At 62.6% G+C, this 18,208-nt stretch carries 19 protein-coding genes and 1 tRNA gene; 13 read left to right on the forward strand and 7 right to left on the reverse strand.

The window, feature by feature from the left end; all coding sequences use genetic code 11:
* Window positions 1-175: 175 nt before the first annotated feature.
* The 6 genes from ICI42_RS05760 to ICI42_RS05785 form a co-directional block, all read right to left on the reverse strand.
* A complete protein-coding gene (locus ICI42_RS05760) occupies window positions 176-1,384 on the reverse strand; it encodes a TIGR03862 family flavoprotein (protein ID WP_188163529.1) in 1,209 nt (402 codons plus the stop codon).
* An 18-nt stretch (window positions 1,385-1,402) separates the two neighbouring features.
* The gene (locus tag ICI42_RS05765; protein WP_188163530.1) at window positions 1,403-1,813 is read right to left on the reverse strand and encodes a GFA family protein; all 411 of its coding nucleotides are present in this window, start codon (window positions 1,811-1,813) and stop codon (window positions 1,403-1,405) included.
* An 83-nt stretch (window positions 1,814-1,896) separates the two neighbouring features.
* On the reverse strand, window positions 1,897-2,679 hold the full coding sequence (locus ICI42_RS05770) for a TIM barrel protein (RefSeq protein WP_188163531.1): 783 nt from the start codon (window positions 2,677-2,679) through the stop codon (window positions 1,897-1,899).
* A gap of 87 nt (window positions 2,680-2,766) precedes the next feature.
* A complete protein-coding gene (locus tag ICI42_RS05775; protein WP_188163532.1) occupies window positions 2,767-3,573 on the reverse strand; it encodes an ABC transporter permease in 807 nt (268 codons plus the stop codon).
* Window positions 3,570-4,583 carry an ATP-binding cassette domain-containing protein gene (locus tag ICI42_RS05780; protein ID WP_188163533.1) on the reverse strand — a complete coding sequence of 338 codons (1,014 nt, stop codon included), beginning with the start codon at window positions 4,581-4,583 and terminating at the stop codon, window positions 3,570-3,572. Before ICI42_RS05780 ends, ICI42_RS05775 begins: the two co-directional genes overlap by 4 nt.
* Before the next feature lie 309 nt (window positions 4,584-4,892).
* A tRNA-Ser gene (locus ICI42_RS05785) sits at window positions 4,893-4,982 on the reverse strand.
* 365 nt (window positions 4,983-5,347) lie between these two features.
* On the opposite strand from ICI42_RS05785, the gene rplU reads away from it, so the two are divergent.
* From rplU to ICI42_RS05845, 12 genes are all read left to right on the forward strand, one after another.
* On the forward strand, window positions 5,348-5,767 hold the full coding sequence (gene rplU / locus ICI42_RS05790; RefSeq protein WP_188163534.1) for a 50S ribosomal protein L21: 420 nt from the start codon (window positions 5,348-5,350) through the stop codon (window positions 5,765-5,767).
* 25 nt (window positions 5,768-5,792) lie between these two features.
* A complete protein-coding gene (rpmA, locus tag ICI42_RS05795; RefSeq protein ID WP_188163535.1) occupies window positions 5,793-6,062 on the forward strand; it encodes a 50S ribosomal protein L27 in 270 nt (89 codons plus the stop codon).
* Between the two features lie 131 nt (window positions 6,063-6,193).
* The gene (locus ICI42_RS05800; RefSeq protein ID WP_188163536.1) at window positions 6,194-6,781 is read left to right on the forward strand and encodes a GNAT family N-acetyltransferase; all 588 of its coding nucleotides are present in this window, start codon (window positions 6,194-6,196) and stop codon (window positions 6,779-6,781) included.
* A 122-nt stretch (window positions 6,782-6,903) separates the two neighbouring features.
* On the forward strand, window positions 6,904-7,935 hold the full coding sequence (gene obgE / locus ICI42_RS05805) for a GTPase ObgE (protein ID WP_188163537.1): 1,032 nt from the start codon (window positions 6,904-6,906) through the stop codon (window positions 7,933-7,935).
* A 4-nt stretch (window positions 7,936-7,939) separates the two neighbouring features.
* A complete protein-coding gene (gene proB / locus ICI42_RS05810) occupies window positions 7,940-9,112 on the forward strand; it encodes a glutamate 5-kinase (RefSeq protein ID WP_188163538.1) in 1,173 nt (390 codons plus the stop codon).
* Window positions 9,096-10,382 carry a glutamate-5-semialdehyde dehydrogenase gene (locus tag ICI42_RS05815; protein ID WP_188163539.1) on the forward strand — a complete coding sequence of 429 codons (1,287 nt, stop codon included), beginning with the start codon at window positions 9,096-9,098 and terminating at the stop codon, window positions 10,380-10,382. The genes proB and ICI42_RS05815 overlap by 17 nt, the downstream gene beginning before the upstream one ends.
* Before the next feature lie 141 nt (window positions 10,383-10,523).
* Window positions 10,524-11,114 (forward strand): nicotinate-nucleotide adenylyltransferase, encoded by a 591-nt coding sequence (locus ICI42_RS05820; protein WP_188163737.1) that lies wholly within the window; start codon window positions 10,524-10,526, stop codon window positions 11,112-11,114.
* A 171-nt stretch (window positions 11,115-11,285) separates the two neighbouring features.
* On the forward strand, window positions 11,286-11,663 hold the full coding sequence (gene rsfS / locus ICI42_RS05825) for a ribosome silencing factor (RefSeq protein WP_330999118.1): 378 nt from the start codon (window positions 11,286-11,288) through the stop codon (window positions 11,661-11,663).
* 6 nt (window positions 11,664-11,669) lie between these two features.
* On the forward strand, window positions 11,670-12,152 hold the full coding sequence (gene rlmH / locus ICI42_RS05830; RefSeq protein ID WP_188163541.1) for a 23S rRNA (pseudouridine(1915)-N(3))-methyltransferase RlmH: 483 nt from the start codon (window positions 11,670-11,672) through the stop codon (window positions 12,150-12,152).
* A 139-nt stretch (window positions 12,153-12,291) separates the two neighbouring features.
* Window positions 12,292-13,608 carry a murein hydrolase activator EnvC family protein gene (locus ICI42_RS05835; protein WP_407945131.1) on the forward strand — a complete coding sequence of 439 codons (1,317 nt, stop codon included), beginning with the start codon at window positions 12,292-12,294 and terminating at the stop codon, window positions 13,606-13,608.
* A gap of 1 nt (window position 13,609) precedes the next feature.
* Entirely contained in the window at window positions 13,610-14,935 is a 1,326-nt protein-coding gene (locus tag ICI42_RS05840) for a S41 family peptidase (RefSeq protein ID WP_188163542.1), read from the forward strand.
* A gap of 127 nt (window positions 14,936-15,062) precedes the next feature.
* On the forward strand, window positions 15,063-15,584 hold the full coding sequence (locus ICI42_RS05845) for an RNA pyrophosphohydrolase (RefSeq protein ID WP_188163543.1): 522 nt from the start codon (window positions 15,063-15,065) through the stop codon (window positions 15,582-15,584).
* Between the two features lie 36 nt (window positions 15,585-15,620).
* On the opposite strand, the gene ICI42_RS05850 is transcribed toward ICI42_RS05845, so the two are convergent.
* A complete protein-coding gene (locus tag ICI42_RS05850; RefSeq protein WP_188163544.1) occupies window positions 15,621-16,502 on the reverse strand; it encodes a LysR family transcriptional regulator in 882 nt (293 codons plus the stop codon).
* Between the two features lie 158 nt (window positions 16,503-16,660).
* Between ICI42_RS05850 and ICI42_RS05855 the strand changes: the two genes are divergently transcribed.
* Window positions 16,661-18,157, forward strand: coding sequence for a CoA-acylating methylmalonate-semialdehyde dehydrogenase (locus ICI42_RS05855; RefSeq protein WP_188163545.1), 1,497 nt, complete (start codon window positions 16,661-16,663; stop codon window positions 18,155-18,157).
* Window positions 18,158-18,208 lie beyond the last annotated feature (51 nt).

Here is an 18,208-nt window from a genome sequence, read left to right on the forward strand (position 1 = left end):
GAGCGCGCGAGCACGATATCAATAAGTGAAGGGCCGGACGGGACAAGCGCTCGTCTGCCGTTTCGTTGGCCAAGGGGAGAAACCGGGAAAATCCTACCCTTGTTCGCTGTACCGTCAAGCCCGGTTGACACGGCCCTTCAGGCCAATAATGCGCTTTGGAAAGAAGGGTTCCGCACTATCTTTCGAGCCATGACAGCATACCCTGCGCAGCCGCGCGACCTGTCGCCAGGCAAGCCGTGAGAAGATAGCCGCCTGTCGGCGCTTCCCAGTCGAGCATCTCACCGGCGGCGAACACGCCAGGCATCTTCTTCACCATGTAACCTTCATCGAGCGCCTGCCAGGCAAGCCCGCCGGCCGAGGAAATCGCCTCAGTGATGGGACGTGGGCGCAGCAGCGGGACAGGCAGTGCCTTGATGGATGACGCGAGGCGGGCGGGGTCGTACTGGCTTTCCGGTCCCAGAAGTTCGCGCAGCAGCGCAGCCTTGACGCCGTCCAGCCCGGTCGCCTTGCGCAGGCGGTTGGAAAAACTTGCCTTGCCATGCTGCCGGCTCAGATCTCGCGCAAGTTTTTCCTTCGTCCGTCCCGGTGTCAGATCGAGATACAGTTCCGCCCGTCCATATGCCTTCAGGCTTTCCCGCAGTGCCTGCGCGTGGGCGTAGACAAGGCTGCCTTCGATGCCGTGGCGGGAGATGACGAATTCGCCCGGGACGCTGCCAGCCGATGACGTCGCCGCAACGGACTTTACCGGGGAACCGGCGAAGCGCGTGACAAAATGCTCGTTCCACGCGACGTCGAAGCCACAATTTGCGGGTTCGAACGCGTTAACCTGCACGCCCTTGCCACCCAGCCAAGGCACCCAGGCCGCATCGGACCCGAGGCGTGGCCAGCTTGCACCGCCGAGAGCCAGGAGAACCGCATCCGCGCGGACGCTTTTGCGTCCTTGCGCCGTCTGAAAGACCAGTTCCTCGCCTTCGAAGCCGGCCCAGCGATGCCGCGTCAAAATCTTGACTCCCTGCGTCTCCAGCCGTGCCCGCCAGGCCCGCAGCAGTGGCGAGGCTTTCATGACGGTCGGAAAGACGCGGCCGGACGTGCCGACGAAGGTCTCGGTGCCGAGGCTCGCCGCCCAGTCCCTCACATGGCTTGGCGTGAAAGTCTCGAGCGCCGGGCGAAGGTGAGGTTCAGATTCGCCGAAGCGGCTGGCAAAAAGAGCAAAATCCTCGGAATGGGTAATGTTCAGCCCGGATTTTCCGGCAAGCAGAAATTTTCTGCCCGGCGTCGGCATGGCTTCATAGACGGTGACGGCGTGTCCCGCTGCCGAAAGCATCTCGGCGGCGGCCAGTCCGGCAGGACCGCCGCCGATGATGGCGATGTCACGCGCTGGCATGGACGATATCCGGACAGTTCAAATGTCCTCGCCAGGCCAGGACTTGATGTCCGGCATATCCGGCACCCAGGGCAGGGCGGACTTGCGCCAGATTTCATGCGTCGGCGGCAAAATCTCGCGCTGCTTCAGCGCACCGACGCGCACGGCATAGACCTCGGGCTCACGGTCGGCCGATGTCGAATAGATCGGTGTGCCGCACTGACCGCAGAAGCCTTGCGCCCGCAGCGCACCGCTTTCGGCCGTCTTAACATAGACTGCGGGCTGACCGCTCGTGAGGGTGAAATCCTCGGCCGTGCAGGGTACGGAAACGCGGAAAGCCGTTCCGGTCAGTGTCTGGCAATCGGTGCAATGGCAGATGCTGACCTTCGATGGCTCGATCTCGGCGGTAAAGGTCAGGGCGCCACAATGGCAGGAACCGTCGACACGCATGGCGGTCTCCTTCGGTTTGAGATTGGCGTTATCTGTCACGTCGGGGCGGCAAAAAGCAAGGCAGCGCCTGCTTGCGAGCCGGGTCACACGGTAAAAGCGTCGCGGAACCGCTGCAGGGCAACCTCGTCATCGCCCGATGCCCAGGCCTCCAACCCGATCGTGCCGGCATAGCCCATCTCTGCCAGGGCGCGCGCGATGGCGGGATAGTTGATCTCGCCCGTTCCCGGCTCGCGGCGGCCAGGTACGTCGGCGACCTGGATCTCGCCAATGAACGGCAGCGCCCGTCTGCAGAGCTCGATCAAATTCCCCTCGCCGATCTGCGCGTGATAAAGGTCGAGATTGAGCTTGAGGGAAGGCCGGTCGACTGCGGAAACCAGCGCCAGCGTGTCCTCCGCTTTGGCGAAGGGCGTGCCGGGGTGGTCGGTGGCGGTGTTGAGATTTTCGAGCACGAAGGTCACACCTTCGCGTTCGCCGAGATCTGCGATGCGGTTCAGCGTCTCGCGTGCCTTCAACCACATCGCGCCCGTCACCGTCTCCACCGGTTTAACAGGCCATCCCTTGCCGTCGAGGCCGGTGCCGTGCAGGTTGAGGCGCGGGCAATTGAGCGTCCGGGCAACCGGTATCGACTGCTCGGCCGTGTGCAGCAAGGCATCGGCCCCTTCGTCGTCGGCAAGCGAGCCGGAAATGTATCCTGTCATCGACGAGAATGTCGCGCCTGATCCGGCGAGGGCATTAATGTCGTGCCGCGTCCAGTCCCATATCTCGCAGTGGAAGCCCAACTCGGTGATGCGGGCAACGCGTTCCGGCATCGGCTGCGACAGAAAGATCATCTCCGCGCAGACGGCGAGGGTGAATGGCTGCGGCATGGCAGATCCCTTTTGGCAGACTCGCTCCCGACTGGAGCTTATGCCACGCTGCCTTTTTGGCTCTCGCACGGCAAGGACTATCCGGCCTCAGCGCCGGAGATAAAGCCACAGGGTCGTCGGCGCCAGCACCGCCGTGAGAACCACAGGCGCGATCAATGCCAGGAGGATTTCGCCGAGGCTCACGCCGCCGCCCATCAGGCCGCGTATCGCTGATGTCATCAATGATACCGGATTGACATCGACAAAGGCGCGCAGCCAGTCCGGCATGGTTGCGGGGTCGACCATGATGTTGGAGGCAAAGACCAGTGGAAACAGGAAGGTGAAACCGAGCGTCATCACCGTGGTCGGCGTGCGGATCAGCAAGCCCAACACGATGAAAATCCATCCCATGCCGAAGCCGATGGCAATCAACATGGCGAAAGCGGCGATGATGCCGAACAAGCCCGCCTCGGGCCGATACCCCAGGATCAGGCCGATGATCAGGATGATCGTCCCGGCGATCAGATGGCGCAGTATGTCGCCCACCATCAGGCCGGCGAAGGGCGCCAGCGACCAGATCGGCAGCGAACGAAACCGATCGAACAAACCTTTGCCCAAATCGGTCGACAGACCCATGCCGGAATAGACCGCGTTGAACACCACGGTCTGGACCAGGATGCCGGGCAGGAAAAACTGCAGATATTCGCTTGGCGAGCCGGCCAAGGCGCCGCCGAACACGAAGGTGAACAGCAGCGTGAACATGATCGGCGTCATCACCAGGTCGAAGAGCTGTTCTGGCACATGCTTGAATTTCAGCACCGCGCGCCACCCGAAGACGAGCGCGTTCGACAGCGCGGAGGGTGTCGAGGGTCGGGCCACTTTCGGTAGCTTTTGCAGCTGTGAGGTGTCGCTCATAGGGTTGCCTCCTCGCGGCTGGTGTCTGTTCCAGGCTGTCCCGTCAGGGCGAAGAAAACCTCGTCCAGGCTTGGTTGTCCCATGGAGAAGTTCGACAGTTCGATGCCTTGGCCGACAAGAACAGCAAGCGCTTCGTTGGCGTCCTTAGCCGTTCCGGCCAGGATGGACAGTTCGGCGCCCTCGGTGCTGCGGTTCGCCTTATGCCCGAGCCGCTGTTCCAAAATGCCTGCCGCCTCGTCGAGACGGGCGGGATCGGCTATCGCCACATGCAGGAAGCCCGAGCCGGTTGCCGCCTTCAATTCGCGGCTGGTGCCTTCGGCGATCTTCTTGCCGCGATCGATGACGGCGATTCGCGCGGCCAGCTGGTCGGCTTCTTCAAGATATTGCGTGGTGAGCAGGATGGTCACGCCCGAGTCGGCCAAGCCGCGGATCATGGCCCAGACGTCCTTGCGCGCCTTGGGATCGAGGCCGGTGGTGGGCTCGTCGAGAAACAGCACGCCCGGCGTGACGATGAGCGAGGCAGCGATATCCAGCCTGCGCCGCATGCCGCCGGAATAGTCCTTCACCTGCTTCGTCGCCGCAGCCGAAAGGTCGAAGGCGGCGAGGAGATCGTCGGCCCGCGCCTTGGCCGCACGACCACGAAATCCCCACAGTCGAGCGAGCAGCACGAGGTTCTCACGGCCCGTCAGATCCTCGTCGAGCGAGGCGAACTGGCCCGTCATGGCGATGGCGGTGGGGACAGCATGCGGCGCGCTGATGAGATCGTGACCCATCACGCTGGCCGAGCCGGCGTCGGGCCGGGTCAGCGTTGCTAGCATGCGCATCAGCGTGGTCTTACCGGCGCCGTTCGGCCCCAGCACGGCAAAGATGATGCCGCGCGGCACGTCGAGGTCGATGCCGTCGACCGCGCGCACGTCGCCGAACGCTTTCACCAGACCACGCGCGGAAATGGCGTTTGGGGAGGCATCCAAGGGTGCATTCAGCTTGATGGCTGGGGATGTGTCGTTCATCGCAATCTATCCGATATCGGTGAGCGGACCGGGCTCGAAGTGAGCCCCTCTATAACAGGTCGGCCAGGGCCATGCAGCGTGGCAGCCTAAATCTGCTGACAGATCGAGACAGCGGCGCTTAGAGCTGCGTAAGGCCTAGGGCCGTGTCGCTCTCAGGCACGATATTGAGCGAAGGTCACTTGGAAGAGCATACTGTCGGCACGCTTGGAGAGCCGGTTCCGACAAGATGGCACGCCTCTCTAAAGAGGTCCACATCAATGCAGCCCTGCTTCCATTCGGCGGGCGTGGTTCTTCGCTAGGGGAGGTCGATGGCGGAGAAGGAGGGATTCGAACCCCCGATGAGCTTGCACCCATGCCGCATTTCGAGTGCGGTGCATTCGACCACTCTGCCACTTCTCCGCGGTCATGGTCGGCCGTTTCCGGCGCGGCGCACTAAATAACGAGTCGGCGCCCCCGACACAAGGCCCTTTATGGGATTGGCGTAATTCTTTGCAACCGGTCCTGCTTGGAGTGCTTTAGATCCTGGCGCTGCAAGCAAGGGGTAGCCTGATCTGTCGCGCCTTAGCCCGAGAGCGACAGTCGCCGCGCTTGGCTTTCTTCGCCGCGCTTGCCTTGACGCACCGGCAGTCTTCCAGTATGGACAGCCTGCATTCGGCGTGGGGGATTCTCCGCGCCGCTTGTATTTTGGACCCGCAGACTGACAAAAAGACGGCCGGGACGCCAAGGCGTTCCATAAAGGCCGACCGAACAGCGAAAGGCAAAAAATGTTCGCAGTCATCAAAACGGGCGGCAAGCAGTATCGCGTCGCCGCCAATGACGTCATCAAGGTCGAGAAGCTCGCCGGCAATGCCGGTGACATCATCGAGATCGCAGAAGTTCTCGCCGTCGGCGAGGGCGAAAATGCAGAAATCGGCGCTCCGTTCGTTTCGGGTGCGATCGTTACGGCTGAGGTGGTCGAGCACGGCCGCGCCAAGACCGTCATCGCGTTCAAGAAGCGACGCCGGCAGAATTCCCGCCGCGCACGCGGCAACCGTCAGCACAACACCACCTTGCGGATCTCCGAGATCCTGACCGGTGGTGCCAAGCCGTCCAAGGCAGCTGCGGCCAAGGCCGATGCAGCCGATGACAAGCCCGCGAAGAAGGCAGCGCCGAAGAAGGCCGAAGCCGTCGCGGAAGCCGAATAAGTAGAGCGACTGAAGGAGAAGACCCATGGCACATAAGAAAGCTGGCGGTTCGTCGCGCAACGGTCGCGATTCAGAGTCCAAGCGTCTTGGCGTGAAGAAGTTCGGCGGCGAAGCTGTGATCGCCGGCAACATCATCATTCGTCAACGCGGCACGCAGTGGCACCCGGGCGTCAATGTCGGCATCGGCAAGGACCACACCCTTTTTGCGCTGTCCGAAGGCGCGGTTACGTTTAACAAAAAAGCCAACGGCCGAACCTACGTGTCGGTAAACCCGATGCTTAAAGCCGCGGAGTAGCCGGTTCCGCACCTCGATACCGGCACCCATCTCAGGGAACCGGTGTCTGGCCAAGCCAGGAAAAGGATCAGGGGAGATGGGTCGCCATCTCCCCTTTTTCTTTGTTTTTATTTGAGCCTGGAGGTCATGACATGGTTGCCGAGAAGGAAGACAGCGAGGACGAAAGTCTGAGCCTGGAATGCCCCGTTCTGCGCACTGAGCGGCTGGTGATGCGCGCGCCTGTGGAAGCCGATATTCCCCAGATCGCAGCACTCGCAGACAACCGCCATGTCGCGGAAATGCTCGCGCGCATGCCGCACCCTTATGGCGAGGCGGAAGCCCGCGCCTTTCTCGCCATGACCCGGTCGCGCCGGGGCGGGGTCTCCTACGCGCTCACGGTTGCCTCCACGGGCGAGTTCGTCGGTTGTGCCGGGCTCAACGCTACGGATCGCGGGCTCGAACTGGGCTACTGGATCGGCGAACCCTTTTGGAAGAAGGGCTATGCTACGGAGGCCGCGCATGCGCTGGTCGACCTGGCGTTCCGGTCGACGACGACCAATGTGCTCTACGCATCGTGCCGGGTCATCAACCCGGCGTCGCGTCGGGTGATCCACAAGTGCGGCTTCCAATATGCAGGACAGGGCATGCTGCATTCGCTGGTGGCTGGCCAGGTCCCAGTCGAGCGCTATCGCCTCGACCGCAAGACCTGGACCAGCCTGCGCACTTGGCCGCGACTGTAGATTTATGGTCCGGCCAACCGGCCGGGCCGCCTTTTCCTGCAAAGCATTTTTGATTTGTCGTCCATCTTGCTCTAGAGCAAGGCCGAACACACCTAGAACACAGCCAGAATGGCGAAACGCTCATGAAATTTCTCGATCAGGCCAAGGTTTACATCCGCTCCGGCGACGGCGGGTCCGGTTCGGTTTCGTTCCGGCGTGAGAAGTTCATCGAGTTCGGCGGACCGGACGGGGGCGACGGCGGCCGTGGCGGCGATGTCTGGCTGGAAGTCGTCGACGGGCTAAACACGCTGATCGACTATCGCTACCAGCAGCATTTCAAGGCCAAGACCGGCGTGCATGGGATGGGCCGCAACATGACCGGTGCCAAAGGCGCCGATATCACGCTGCGGGTGCCCGTCGGTACGCAGGTCTATGAGGAAGACAATGAGACGCTGATCTGCGACCTGACCGTGGTCGGCCAGCGTTTCAGGCTGGCTGCAGGCGGCAATGGCGGCTTCGGTAACCAGCACTTCAAGACCTCGACCAACCAGGCGCCGCGCCGCGCCAATCCCGGCCTGCCCGGGCAGGAAATGTGGATCTGGCTACGCCTCAAGCTGATCGCCGACGCCGGGCTGGTGGGCCTGCCCAATGCAGGAAAATCGACCTTTCTGGCTTCGGTCACGGCGGCGAAGCCGAAGATCGCCGACTATCCCTTCACCACGCTGCATCCCGGCCTGGGCGTTGCGCGCGTCGATGCGCGCGAATTCGTCATCGCCGACATTCCCGGCCTGATCGAGGGCGCGCATGAGGGCGTCGGCATCGGCGACCGCTTCCTCGGCCATGTCGAACGGACGCGTGTGCTGCTGCATCTGGTATCGGCGCAGGAGGAAAATGCCGGCAAGACTTACAAGACCGTACGCCGCGAGCTTGAAGCCTATGGCCATGGGCTGGCCGAAAAGCCCGAGATCGTCGCGCTCAGCCAGGCCGATACGCTCGATCCCGCGGAGCGCAAGAAGAAGATCGCCTCGCTCAAGCGTGCCGCGGGCCGCGACCCGCTGGTGTTGTCGGCCGTGACGCGCGAAGGCATCGAGACCGCGCTGCGTGCGCTGATGGCCGTGGTTTCGGAAGCGCGGGAGGGAGAAGCTCAGCCCGTTGAAACGCGCTGGGAAAGCTGAACCCATGTCTGCGCTTTCGCTGAAGAAATACAGGCGCATCACCGTCAAGATCGGCTCGGCGCTGTTGGTCGACCGCGCAACGGGCTTGAAGCGCGAATGGCTCGCCTCGCTGGTCGACGACATCGCCATGCTGGCGGAACGCGGCACAGATGTGCTGGTGGTTTCCTCAGGCGCCATCGCCTTGGGCCGCACGGTGCTGGGGCTTGGCAAGCGAGCGCTGAAGCTGGAGGAAAGCCAGGCGGCGGCAGCTGTCGGCCAGATCGAGCTGGCCGGTGCCTGGGCCGAGCAGCTTGCGCGGCGCGGGTTGAAGTCCGGCCAGATTTTGGTGACGCTGGGCGACACCGAGGAGCGCCGCCGCTATCTCAATGCGCGCGCCACCATCTCCACCTTGCTCAAGTTGAAGGCGGTGCCCGTCATCAACGAGAATGACACGGTGGCCACCAGCGAAATCCGCTATGGCGACAACGACCGGCTTGCCGCTCGGGTCGCGACCATGATGGGCGCGGACCTTCTGGTCCTGCTTTCCGATATAGACGGACTTTACACCGCACCCCCGGCGGTCGATCCGCATGCTGAGTTCATTCCGGTGGTCGATGCCATTACCTCCGACATCGAGGCCATGGCCGGCGGGGCCGCGTCGGAACTCTCGCGCGGCGGCATGCGTACAAAGATCGATGCCGGCAAGATCGCGACAACGGCGGGAACGGCGATGATCATCACCGCCGGCAACCGCATGCATCCGTTGTCGGCTATCGAACGCGGTGAGCGCGCCACATTCTTCCGCCCGCATGGCAATCCGGTAAAAGGCTACAAGACCTGGATCGCCGGGCAGCTCGATCCTGCGGGGCGATTGACGGTAGACGACGGCGCTGTCGGCGCTTTGCAGTCGGGAAAGTCGCTGCTGCCCGCCGGCGTGCGCGCGGTCAGCGGGAATTTTTCGCGCGGCGACACCGTTGCCATCGTCTCACCGGACGGACGCGAGATCGCGCGCGGGCTTGTTGCCTATGACGCGGCGGATGCCATAAGAATTGCCGGGCGCAAGTCGGCGGAGATCGAGGCAGTGCTTGGTTACGAGGCGCGTGCCGCCATGGTCCACCGCGACGACCTTGTCGTCACCCGAACGGACGCGGGCGTGCTGATGAAAGCGGAAGGGATAGACCATGCTCAAAGCGCATGAAAAGGTCGGCGAGGATATCGCAGCTGTTATGGCGGGCATCGGCCGCAAGGCTCGCGCCGCCGCCCGCCCGCTGGCTATCGCCGATGCCGAGCGCAAGAACGCCGCGCTCGTGGCGATGGCCGCGTCCATTGTCCGCAACGAGGAGGCTATCCTTGCTGCCAATGCTATCGACGTCGCCAATGGCGAGGAAGCCGGGCTGACCGGCTCCTTCATGGATCGGCTCAAGCTGACGCCCGCGCGCATTGCCGACATGGCGGAAGGCATTCGGGCGATTGCCGCACTGGCGGATCCCGTCGGCGAAGTCATCGCGGAGTGGGATCGGCCCAACGGCCTGCATATCGAGCGGGTGCGCACCCCGCTCGGCGTGATCGGCGTGATCTACGAAAGCCGGCCCAATGTGACGGCGGATGCCGGCGCGCTGTGCTTGAAGGCCGGCAATCCCGTCATCCTGCGCGGGGGCTCCGATTCGCTGAATTCGTCGCTGGCGATCCATGCCTGCATGGTCGAGGGCCTGCGCGAGGCAGGACTGCCCGAAGACGCCATTCAGCTTGTCCCCGTGCCCGACCGCGCCGCCGTCGGCGATATGCTCAAGGGGTTGGGCGGAAACATCGACGTCATCGTGCCGCGCGGAGGCCGCAGCCTGGTCGAGCGCGTGCAGAGCGAGGCGCGGGTGCCGGTGTTCGCGCATCTCGAAGGCCTTTGCCACATCTATATCGACAAATCCGCTGATCTCGCCATGGCGGTCGCGATAGCCGTCAACGCCAAGATGCGGCGCACCGGCGTGTGCGGCGCTGCCGAAACGCTGCTGTTCGACCGTGCCGTGGCAGTGACCCATGTCGTGCCGGTTCTGACGACGCTGCGTGACGCGGGGTGCGAAATCCGGGCGGACGCGGACGTGCTGAAGCTTTTCGCCGATGCGAAACCCGCGGTCGAGGCCGACTGGATTACCGAATATCTCGATGCGATCATCTCGGTGAAACTGGTCGATGGGATCGAGGGTGCCATCGAGCATATCGAGACGCATTCCTCCCATCACACCGAAGCCGTCATCGCCGAGGATGCGGCTGTGGTCGAAAAGTTCTTCAGCGAGATCGATTCCGCCATCCTGCTGCACAATGCGTCGACCCAGTTCGCCGACGGGGGCGAGTTCGGCATGGGCGCGGAAATCGGCATTGCCACCGGCAAGATGCATGCACGCGGCCCTGTCGGCGTCGAGCAACTGACCTCGTTCAAATATCGGGTGCGCGGAACCGGGCAGGTCAGGGCGTGACGCTGCCTCCGCTCGGTTCGATCTGAACGACAGTGCTTTACGGCTCCAACATGGAATGCAGTTGTCGCCGTGCGATTCTGCTTTCGACCGCGAGAGTGTGAACGCATGGCATTGTCGGACATCCCATCCCGCTACCTCCGCATGCCCTATGTCGAAAAAGGCATGCAGGTGGGGCTGTTCGGCGGCTCGTTCAATCCGCCCCATGCCGGCCATGCGCTGGTAGCCGAAATTGCGCTGCGCCGCCTTGCGCTCGACCAGCTCTGGTGGATGGTGACGCCGGGCAACCCTCTCAAGAGCACGCGCGAACTCGCGCCGCTCAAGGATCGGCTGGAGCGGTCGGAGAAAATCGCGACCGACCCGCGCATCAAGGTCACCGCCTTCGAGGCGAGCTACAATGTCCGCTACACCGCCGACACACTGGAACTGGTCAAGGCGCGCAATCCCGGCGTGGATTTCGTCTGGGTCATGGGCGCCGACAATCTCGCGCAATTCCACCGCTGGCAGCGCTGGCGACAGATTGCCTCCACCTTCCCGATCGCGGTGATCGACCGCCCCGGCGCGACGCTGTCTTTCCTGTCGTCGGTGGTGGCCAAAACCTTCGACTATGCGCGGGTGGACGAGGCAGACGCGCCGCGCCTGGCGCGGATCAAGGCGCCAGCCTGGACGTTCATCCACGGTCCGCGCTCGCCCTTGTCGTCGACCGCGATCAGGAACGGCAAGTCGAGCGGTTAAAAAGGTCGCGTTGAGATATCATCATCTGGAGTAAAGTTTTGATCGTTCGGTCGTCTTGAAACTGTTGCAGGACTCTGCCTATCTAACAAGTGTCACCGGAAAGGTGATTTGGTTGTTCTTGTTTCGGAAGGAAAGACACTGAGAACAGCACTGCGGAAGAAGGCCGACATCGTGCCTTCACCGGCCGGGATCAGCGGAAGCGACGCCGTGTCCCGTGCCCTCGAAATAGTCCTTGCCAGTCTGGACGACTCCAAGGCCGAAAACATCGTCTCTATCGACATACAGCGGAAATCGAGCCTCGGCGACTATATGGTCGTTGCGTCGGGTCGATCGCACCGCCATGTGGCGGCCGTGTCGGACCACCTGCTCAAGGCGCTGAAGGATGCCGGTTTCGGCACCGCCCGCGTCGAAGGGCTGGCGGGTGCCGACTGGGTCCTGATCGATTCGGGCGATGTCATCGTGCATGTGTTCCGTCCGGAAGTGAGGGAGTTCTACAACATCGAAAAGATGTGGATGGCTCCCGACCTCGGTGAAGAAACGCTGCACTGAGCCTGGATGAAAGTCGCGGTACATGTCGTGGGCCGGATGAAGGCCGGCCCCGAAAAGGAACTTGCGGACCGTTATTTCGACCGTTTCGCAAAAAGCGCCGCGTCTCTCGGATTTGATTTCGGCGGCATCACTGAGACCGTCGAAAGCCGTGCGCGCGACGTCGACGAACGTCGCCGCGAGGAAGCCGGCAAGCTGCGTGCCGCCATGGCACCGGGCAGCGCCCTGATCCTGCTGGATGAGCGCGGAAAAAATATTTCCTCCCAGATTTTTGCCGACCGCATTGCCGCCATTCGCGACGGTGGCCAGAAATCCCTCATGCTCGCCATCGGCGGGCCGGATGGGCACGACGAGACGCTGCGATCGGAAGCGTCGCTGCTGGTCTCGTTCGGAGCGGCGACTTGGCCGCACCAGATGGTGCGAATCATGCTGGGCGAACAACTCTATCGAGCGGCGACGATCCTGTCGGGACACCCCTACCATAGGGCGTAGCGGTCTGCGGGAAAGAACCCTGCGCCCGGAATTCGCCAAAATCCACCGTCAGGCATGCCTGTGGTGAGGCGGCCGATCATGGTTGATGGTTCGTTAACACAGCCGATCTACAATGCCGCCGACGCAAACGGAACGCCGGATGATCTTCTGCCGGAACAGCCATGGACGGATGCCTCTGCCGCGCTGCCTTGTCGCGGCGGTCATGTTCCTGTGTGCGGTCCAGGCCGGTCATACGCAGGACGCTCCGGCATCCAATCCGGACGCCACACGCGCTGAATACGAAACCATCTCCAACGAGATAACGTTGTCGGCCGAACGCCTGGAGCGTCTCGCCGACGATATTGCGGGGGTGAAGAAGGATCATGCCAGCATCACCGCCTCGCTGATCCAGTCGGCCAAGACCGAGCGCAAGCTGGGGGAGGATATCGAGGTCATCGGCGGCAAGATGGAAGTCCTCAAGCGGCAGGAGGACGGCATCCGCACCTCGCTCGCCGCGCGCAGCGCTGTGCTCGCCGAGGTGCTGGGCGCGCTGCAGCGCATGGGTCTCAACCCGCCGCCCGCCATTCTGGTGAAGCCGGAAGACGCCCTGTCGTCGGTCCGCAGCGCCATTCTCCTGGGTGCCGTGGTGCCGGAACTGCGGGAAGAAACCGATATTCTGATCGCCGATCTTCGCGAGCTCTCAAAAGTCACGGCGTCCATCGAAGCCGAGCGGACGCGGCTTACGGCGGCCATGGAAGAACAGGCAGCCGAGAAAAAACGCCTCGAACTTTTGATGGAAGAAAAGGTGCGGCTGCAGAGCGCAACCGAGCTGGCTCTGGTCGACGAGAGGAAACGCTCAGCTGAGCTGGCGAGCCGGGCGGAGAGCCTGCGCGACCTGATCGCATCCGCCGAGCGCGAGGCGGCAAAACGCCAGGCGGCGGAAGCCGCCGCGCAGAAGGCATTGGAAGAAGCCGAACGCCGCCACGCGGAGCTCGCTTCGCTGCCGGTTCCCAAGGCCAACAGGCTGGTGGCTTCGACTCCGTTTTCGCTGATGCGCGGTCAGGTCGCACTTCCCGTTGTCGGCAAAGTCATGCGACGTTTCGGCAGCTCCGATGGTAACGGCGGCGTGATGCTTGGCGACATGGTTGCGACACAATCCAACGCCATCGTCACAGCGCCTATGGATGGGAGCGTTTTGTATGCAGGTCCGTTCCGTTCTTACGGGCAACTCTTGATCCTGAACGCCGGGGATGGCTATCATGTCGTCCTGGCGGGGATGACCAGAATCAATGTCGCGCCGGGGCAGTCCGTTTTATCGGGTGAGCCGATCGGTGCGATGGGAGAGGCCAGGGTGGCTGATATGTCGAACTCTGGCGCTGAAGTTGCGACACCGGAGCTCTATGTAGAGTTCCGTAAGGATGGAAAACCCGTCGATCCAGCTCCGTGGTGGGCGGACCGTATTTCTGGAAGGACCTGAAATGATGCGTAAACTGTCGCTTCTTCTTGCCGGGGCCTTGATGGGCGCCTCCGCGATGAGCCTCATCCAGGGCGGCGCGAGCGCGACGGCGAATGCGGCGGCTTCGGACACCTACAAGCAGCTTTCGATCTTCGGAGATATCTTCGAACGGGTCCGCGGCCAGTATGTGACCCCGCCGGACGACAAGTCGCTGGTCGAAAACGCCATCAACGGCATGCTGACCTCGCTCGACCCGCATTCGTCCTACATGAACGCGGAAGCCGCCAAGGACATGCGCGTCCAGACCAAGGGTGAGTTCGGCGGTCTAGGCATCGAAGTGACGATGGAGAACGAACTCGTCAAGGTCATCACCCCCATCGACGATACGCCCGCTGCCAAGGCCGGCGTTCTGGCAGGCGATTACATTTCAAAGATCGACGGTCAGGAAGTGCGTGGTCTGACGTTGAACGATGCAGTCGAGAAGATGCGCGGGCTGGTCAACACCCCGATCAAGCTCGAAATCCTGCGCGAAGGCGCCGACAAGCCGATCAACATCGAGGTGGTCCGCGATATCATCAAGGTCAAGGCGGTCAAGTTCCGCGTCGAAAACGACGTCGGCTACATGAAGGTGACCTCGTTCACGGAAAAGACCTTCGACGATCTGCAGGCCGCCATCGCCACGATCAAGAAGGACATTCCTGCCGATAAGCTCAAGGGCTATGTCCTCGATCTGCGCCTCAACCCTGGCGGTTTGCTCGATCAGGCGGTCAGCGTTTCCGATGCGTTCCTCGACCGTGGCGAGGTGGTTTCCACCCGTGGCCGCGATCCGAAGGATGTCACGCGCTTCGACTCCCGTCCCGGCGATCTGATCGACGGCAAGCCGCTGATCGTCCTGATCAATGGCGGTTCGGCGAGTGCGTCCGAGATCGTCGCGGGCGCGCTGCAGGATCATCGCCGCGCGACGGTGGTTGGTACGCAGTCCTTCGGCAAGGGCTCGGTGCAGACCATCATTCCTCTCGCCGAGAACGGTGCTTTGCGTCTGACCACGGCGCTGTATTACACGCCGTCGGGCAAGTCGATCCAGGGCAAGGGCATCTCGCCCGACGTCAAGGTCGACCAGCCGCTGCCGGATGAACTCAAGGGCCAGGACGTCACGCGTGGCGAGTCCGAACTGAAGGGTCACATCAAGGGCGTGGAGGAGAGCGACGAGGGTTCGGGTTCGTCGGCCTATGTGCCGCCGGAGCCCAAGGATGATCTGCAACTGAACTACGCGCTCGATCTGTTGCGCGGCGTGAAGACGGATCCGTCCTTCCCGCCGAACCCGCAAAAGGCCGTGATGAACCAGTAAGGTTCTGCGTAGCATTCACAGAGTTTCAATTCCCTGCCGGAGACGCGAGTCTCCGGCAGTTTTGATTTATAGACGTTCAGCGTATCGATATCTCCGCATCTGCCATCACCGAAAGAGGCTGAAATCCATGTCGAAGAAGAAAGTCGTCGACCCACGCGACCTGCCATACCGGCCCTGCGTCGGCATTATGGTGCTGAACGGCCAAGGATTGGTCTGGGCCGGTCATCGGCTGGTCGACGAGCTCAGCGAAATGACCGGAGCTGACAAATTGTGGCAGATGCCGCAAGGCGGTATTGACAAGGGCGAGGATCCGCTGCCGGCCGCGCTGCGCGAACTCTACGAGGAAACCGGTATGCGCAGCGTGACGCTGCTCGCCGAAGCCCTGGAGTGGATCAATTATGATCTGCCGGAGCACATGATGGGCATCGCGCTCAATGGCAAGTATCGTGGCCAAACACAGAAATGGTTTGCCTTCCGCTTCGAGGGAGACGAAAGCGAAATCGCCATCAACCCGCCGCCGGGAGGCCACGAGGCCGAATTCGATCGTTGGGAGTGGAAACCGATGCAGGAACTTCCCGACCTCATCGTTCCGTTCAAGCGCAAGGTCTATGACGAAGTGGTCGCCGCTTTCCGGCACCTGGCTGGATAGGCGAGCAGCCTGGCCGGCCGCGCCGCTTGGATCACTCTATATGAACAGCGCACGTTCACGCTCGACCGCCTTGGTGATGTAGCCGGCAACCGTCTGGATACGCCGCAGCGGGCGGACCGATTCATGATAGATGAGCCAATAGGCTCGGCGGATGGGCGGCGCCACCGGCACAGGCACCAGTTCCTCGAAGGTGCGCGCGATGAAGCTGTGCAGGATGCCGATGCCCGCGCCCGCCCGGACGGCTTCGACCTGGCCGAGCGCCGATGAAATCGAAAACGCCGAGTCCCAATCGGGGCTGAATTCGGACGCATAGTCCAGCGACTGGCTCACCACGAGGTCGGGCACGTAGCCGATCAGACTATGCTTGGCCAAGTCCTCCTGCGATGCCGGCAGGCCGTGCTTTTCAGCGTAGCCGCGCGAAACATAGAGACCCAGCGTGTAGTCCACCAGCTTGCCCGCAACGAGCCGGCCTTCGCTCGGCCGTTCCGTGGTGATAACGATATCGGCCTCGCGCCGCGACAGCGAGAAGGATCGCGGCACCGGTACGAGTTGGATGCGCAGGCCCTGATGCAGTGTCGTCAACGGCCCGAGACGCGGAGCCAGGAAAGCGACGCCAAAGCCATCCGGCGCACCGATGCGCACCGTGCCCGAAATATCGTCGCCTTCGCCCGAGACCTCGGCCCGGGCGGCGATCATGTCGGCTTCCATCCGTTCGGCGATGCCGAGAAACCGCTCGCCCGCCGGCGTCAATTCGCTGCCGGTGGTCAGCCGCCGGAAAAGCTTGGCATGCAGCGCCTCCTCCAAGGCCGCGATGCGCCTGGAAACCGTCGCATGGTTCAGTTCCAGTCGCCGTGCCGCACCGAGAATCTGGCCGGCGCGCGCAACTGCGAGGAAAATACGAACGTCATCCCAATTCATTGCCAGCTCCATTCGCTGGCAGGATATCATTTGCGGCAATTAATGCCCAAGCGCCATTTGCTGTTTATTTCACGCACATCGGATGGTTTTCCCCTGCGCGTTGCATTGCCTGGCTCAAAGGGCAACAATGCCCGAATAATCCTTCAGGGAGCGAAACAATGGTCGATTATGGACATTTCATCGGCGGCAAGCATGTCGCCGGAACCAGCGGGCGCAAGCAGGATGTGATGCAGCCAATGGACGGCACGGTGCGTGGCACCGTGGCGCTCGCTTCCGCTGCCGAACTGCGCGCAGCCGTGGAGAACGCCAAGGCAGCACAGGTCGGTTGGGCTGCCACCAATCCGCAGCGCCGGGCGCGCGTGTTGATGAAGTTCCTGGAACTCGCCCAGAAGGAATACGACTCGTTGGCCGAGTTGCTGGCGCGCGAGCATGGCAAGACCATTGCCGACGCCAAGGGCGACATCCAGCGCGGCCTGGAAGTGGTTGAAGTCTGCATCGGTGCCCCGCACATGCTGAAGGGCGAGTTCACGGACAATGCCGGAACCGGCATCGACGTCTATTCGATGCGCCAGGCGCTCGGCGTCGTCGCCGGCATTACCCCGTTCAACTTCCCGGCCATGATCCCGCTGTGGAAGATCGCACCGGCGATTGCCTGCGGCAACGCCTTCATCCTCAAGCCGTCCGAGCGCGATCCCGGTGTGCCGCTGCGCATCGCCGAACTGTTCCTCGAGGCAGGTCTGCCGGCCGGCGTGCTCAATGTTGTCAACGGCGACAAGGAGGTGGTCGATGCCATTCTCGACGACCGCGACATCAAGGCCGTCGGCTTCGTCGGCTCGACGCCGATCGCCGAATACATCTATTCGCGCGGCTGCGCCAACGGCAAGCGCGTCCAGTGCTTCGGCGGCGCCAAGAACCACATGATCATCATGCCCGACGCCGATCTCGACCAGACCGTCGACGCGCTGATTGGCGCAGGCTACGGCTCGGCCGGCGAACGCTGCATGGCGATTTCGGTAGCCGTGCCGGTGGGCGAAGACACCGCGAACCGCTTGATGGAAAAGCTCATCCCCCGCGTCGAAAGCCTCAAGGTCGGCCCTTCCACAGATTCCTCGGCTGACTTCGGTCCCGTCGTCACGAGCCAGGCGCTGGATCGCATCAAGAACTACGTCGATATCGGCGTGAAGGAAGGTGCGAAGCTGGTCGTCGACGGTCGCGGCTTCAAGATGCAGGGCTACGAGAACGGCTACTACATGGGTGGCTGCCTGTTCGACAACGTCACACCCGACATGCGCATATACAAGGAAGAAATCTTTGGCCCTGTGCTGTCCGTTGTGCGTGCGCCCAACTACGACTACGCGCTGAAGATCACCAATGACCACGAAATGGGCAATGGCACTGCCATCTTCACCCGCGACGGCGACGCGGCCCGCGACTTCGCCTCGCGCGTTCAGGTTGGCATGGTCGGTGTCAATGTGCCGATCCCGGTGCCGATCGCCTACTACACCTTCGGCGGCTGGAAGGCTTCGTCCTTCGGCGACCTCAACCAGCACGGCGCGGACGCGTTCCGTTTCTACACCAAGACCAAGACCGTCACTTCGCGTTGGCCGTCCGGCATCAAGGATGGCGCGGAGTTCGTCATCCCGACGATGAACTGAGAGCATTCCGCCATCAGAGATCAAGGGCGCGGCTTCGGCTGCGCCCTTTTT

Source organism: Oryzicola mucosus (assembly GCF_014534685.1).
GTDB classification, from domain to species: Bacteria; Pseudomonadota; Alphaproteobacteria; order Rhizobiales; family Rhizobiaceae; genus Oryzicola; species Oryzicola mucosus.

Excerpts from the sequence above, each read along its gene's own strand:
- ICI42_RS05765 (WP_188163530.1), bottom strand. The coding sequence starts at position 1,813 with ATGCGTGTCGACGGTTCCTGCCATTGTGGCGCCCTGACCTTTACCGCC.
- rpmA (WP_188163535.1), top strand. The coding sequence starts at position 5,793 with ATGGCACATAAGAAAGCTGGCGGTTCGTCGCGCAACGGTCGCGATTCA.
- rlmH (WP_188163541.1), top strand. The coding sequence starts at position 11,670 with ATGAAAGTCGCGGTACATGTCGTGGGCCGGATGAAGGCCGGCCCCGAA.
- ICI42_RS05770 (WP_188163531.1), bottom strand. The coding sequence starts at position 2,679 with ATGCCGCAGCCATTCACCCTCGCCGTCTGCGCGGAGATGATCTTTCTG.
- rplU (WP_188163534.1), top strand. The coding sequence starts at position 5,348 with ATGTTCGCAGTCATCAAAACGGGCGGCAAGCAGTATCGCGTCGCCGCC.
- obgE (WP_188163537.1), top strand. The coding sequence starts at position 6,904 with ATGAAATTTCTCGATCAGGCCAAGGTTTACATCCGCTCCGGCGACGGC.
- ICI42_RS05815 (WP_188163539.1), top strand. The coding sequence starts at position 9,096 with ATGCTCAAAGCGCATGAAAAGGTCGGCGAGGATATCGCAGCTGTTATG.
- ICI42_RS05780 (WP_188163533.1), bottom strand. The coding sequence starts at position 4,583 with ATGAACGACACATCCCCAGCCATCAAGCTGAATGCACCCTTGGATGCC.
- ICI42_RS05775 (WP_188163532.1), bottom strand. The coding sequence starts at position 3,573 with ATGAGCGACACCTCACAGCTGCAAAAGCTACCGAAAGTGGCCCGACCC.
- proB (WP_188163538.1), top strand. The coding sequence starts at position 7,940 with ATGTCTGCGCTTTCGCTGAAGAAATACAGGCGCATCACCGTCAAGATC.
- ICI42_RS05760 (WP_188163529.1), bottom strand. The coding sequence starts at position 1,384 with ATGCCAGCGCGTGACATCGCCATCATCGGCGGCGGTCCTGCCGGACTG.
- ICI42_RS05820 (WP_188163737.1), top strand. The coding sequence starts at position 10,524 with ATGCCCTATGTCGAAAAAGGCATGCAGGTGGGGCTGTTCGGCGGCTCG.
- ICI42_RS05835 (WP_407945131.1), top strand. The coding sequence starts at position 12,292 with ATGATCTTCTGCCGGAACAGCCATGGACGGATGCCTCTGCCGCGCTGC.
- ICI42_RS05855 (WP_188163545.1), top strand. The coding sequence starts at position 16,661 with ATGGTCGATTATGGACATTTCATCGGCGGCAAGCATGTCGCCGGAACC.
- ICI42_RS05800 (WP_188163536.1), top strand. The coding sequence starts at position 6,194 with ATGGTTGCCGAGAAGGAAGACAGCGAGGACGAAAGTCTGAGCCTGGAA.
- ICI42_RS05845 (WP_188163543.1), top strand. The coding sequence starts at position 15,063 with ATGTCGAAGAAGAAAGTCGTCGACCCACGCGACCTGCCATACCGGCCC.
- ICI42_RS05840 (WP_188163542.1), top strand. The coding sequence starts at position 13,610 with ATGATGCGTAAACTGTCGCTTCTTCTTGCCGGGGCCTTGATGGGCGCC.
- ICI42_RS05850 (WP_188163544.1), bottom strand. The coding sequence starts at position 16,502 with ATGAATTGGGATGACGTTCGTATTTTCCTCGCAGTTGCGCGCGCCGGC.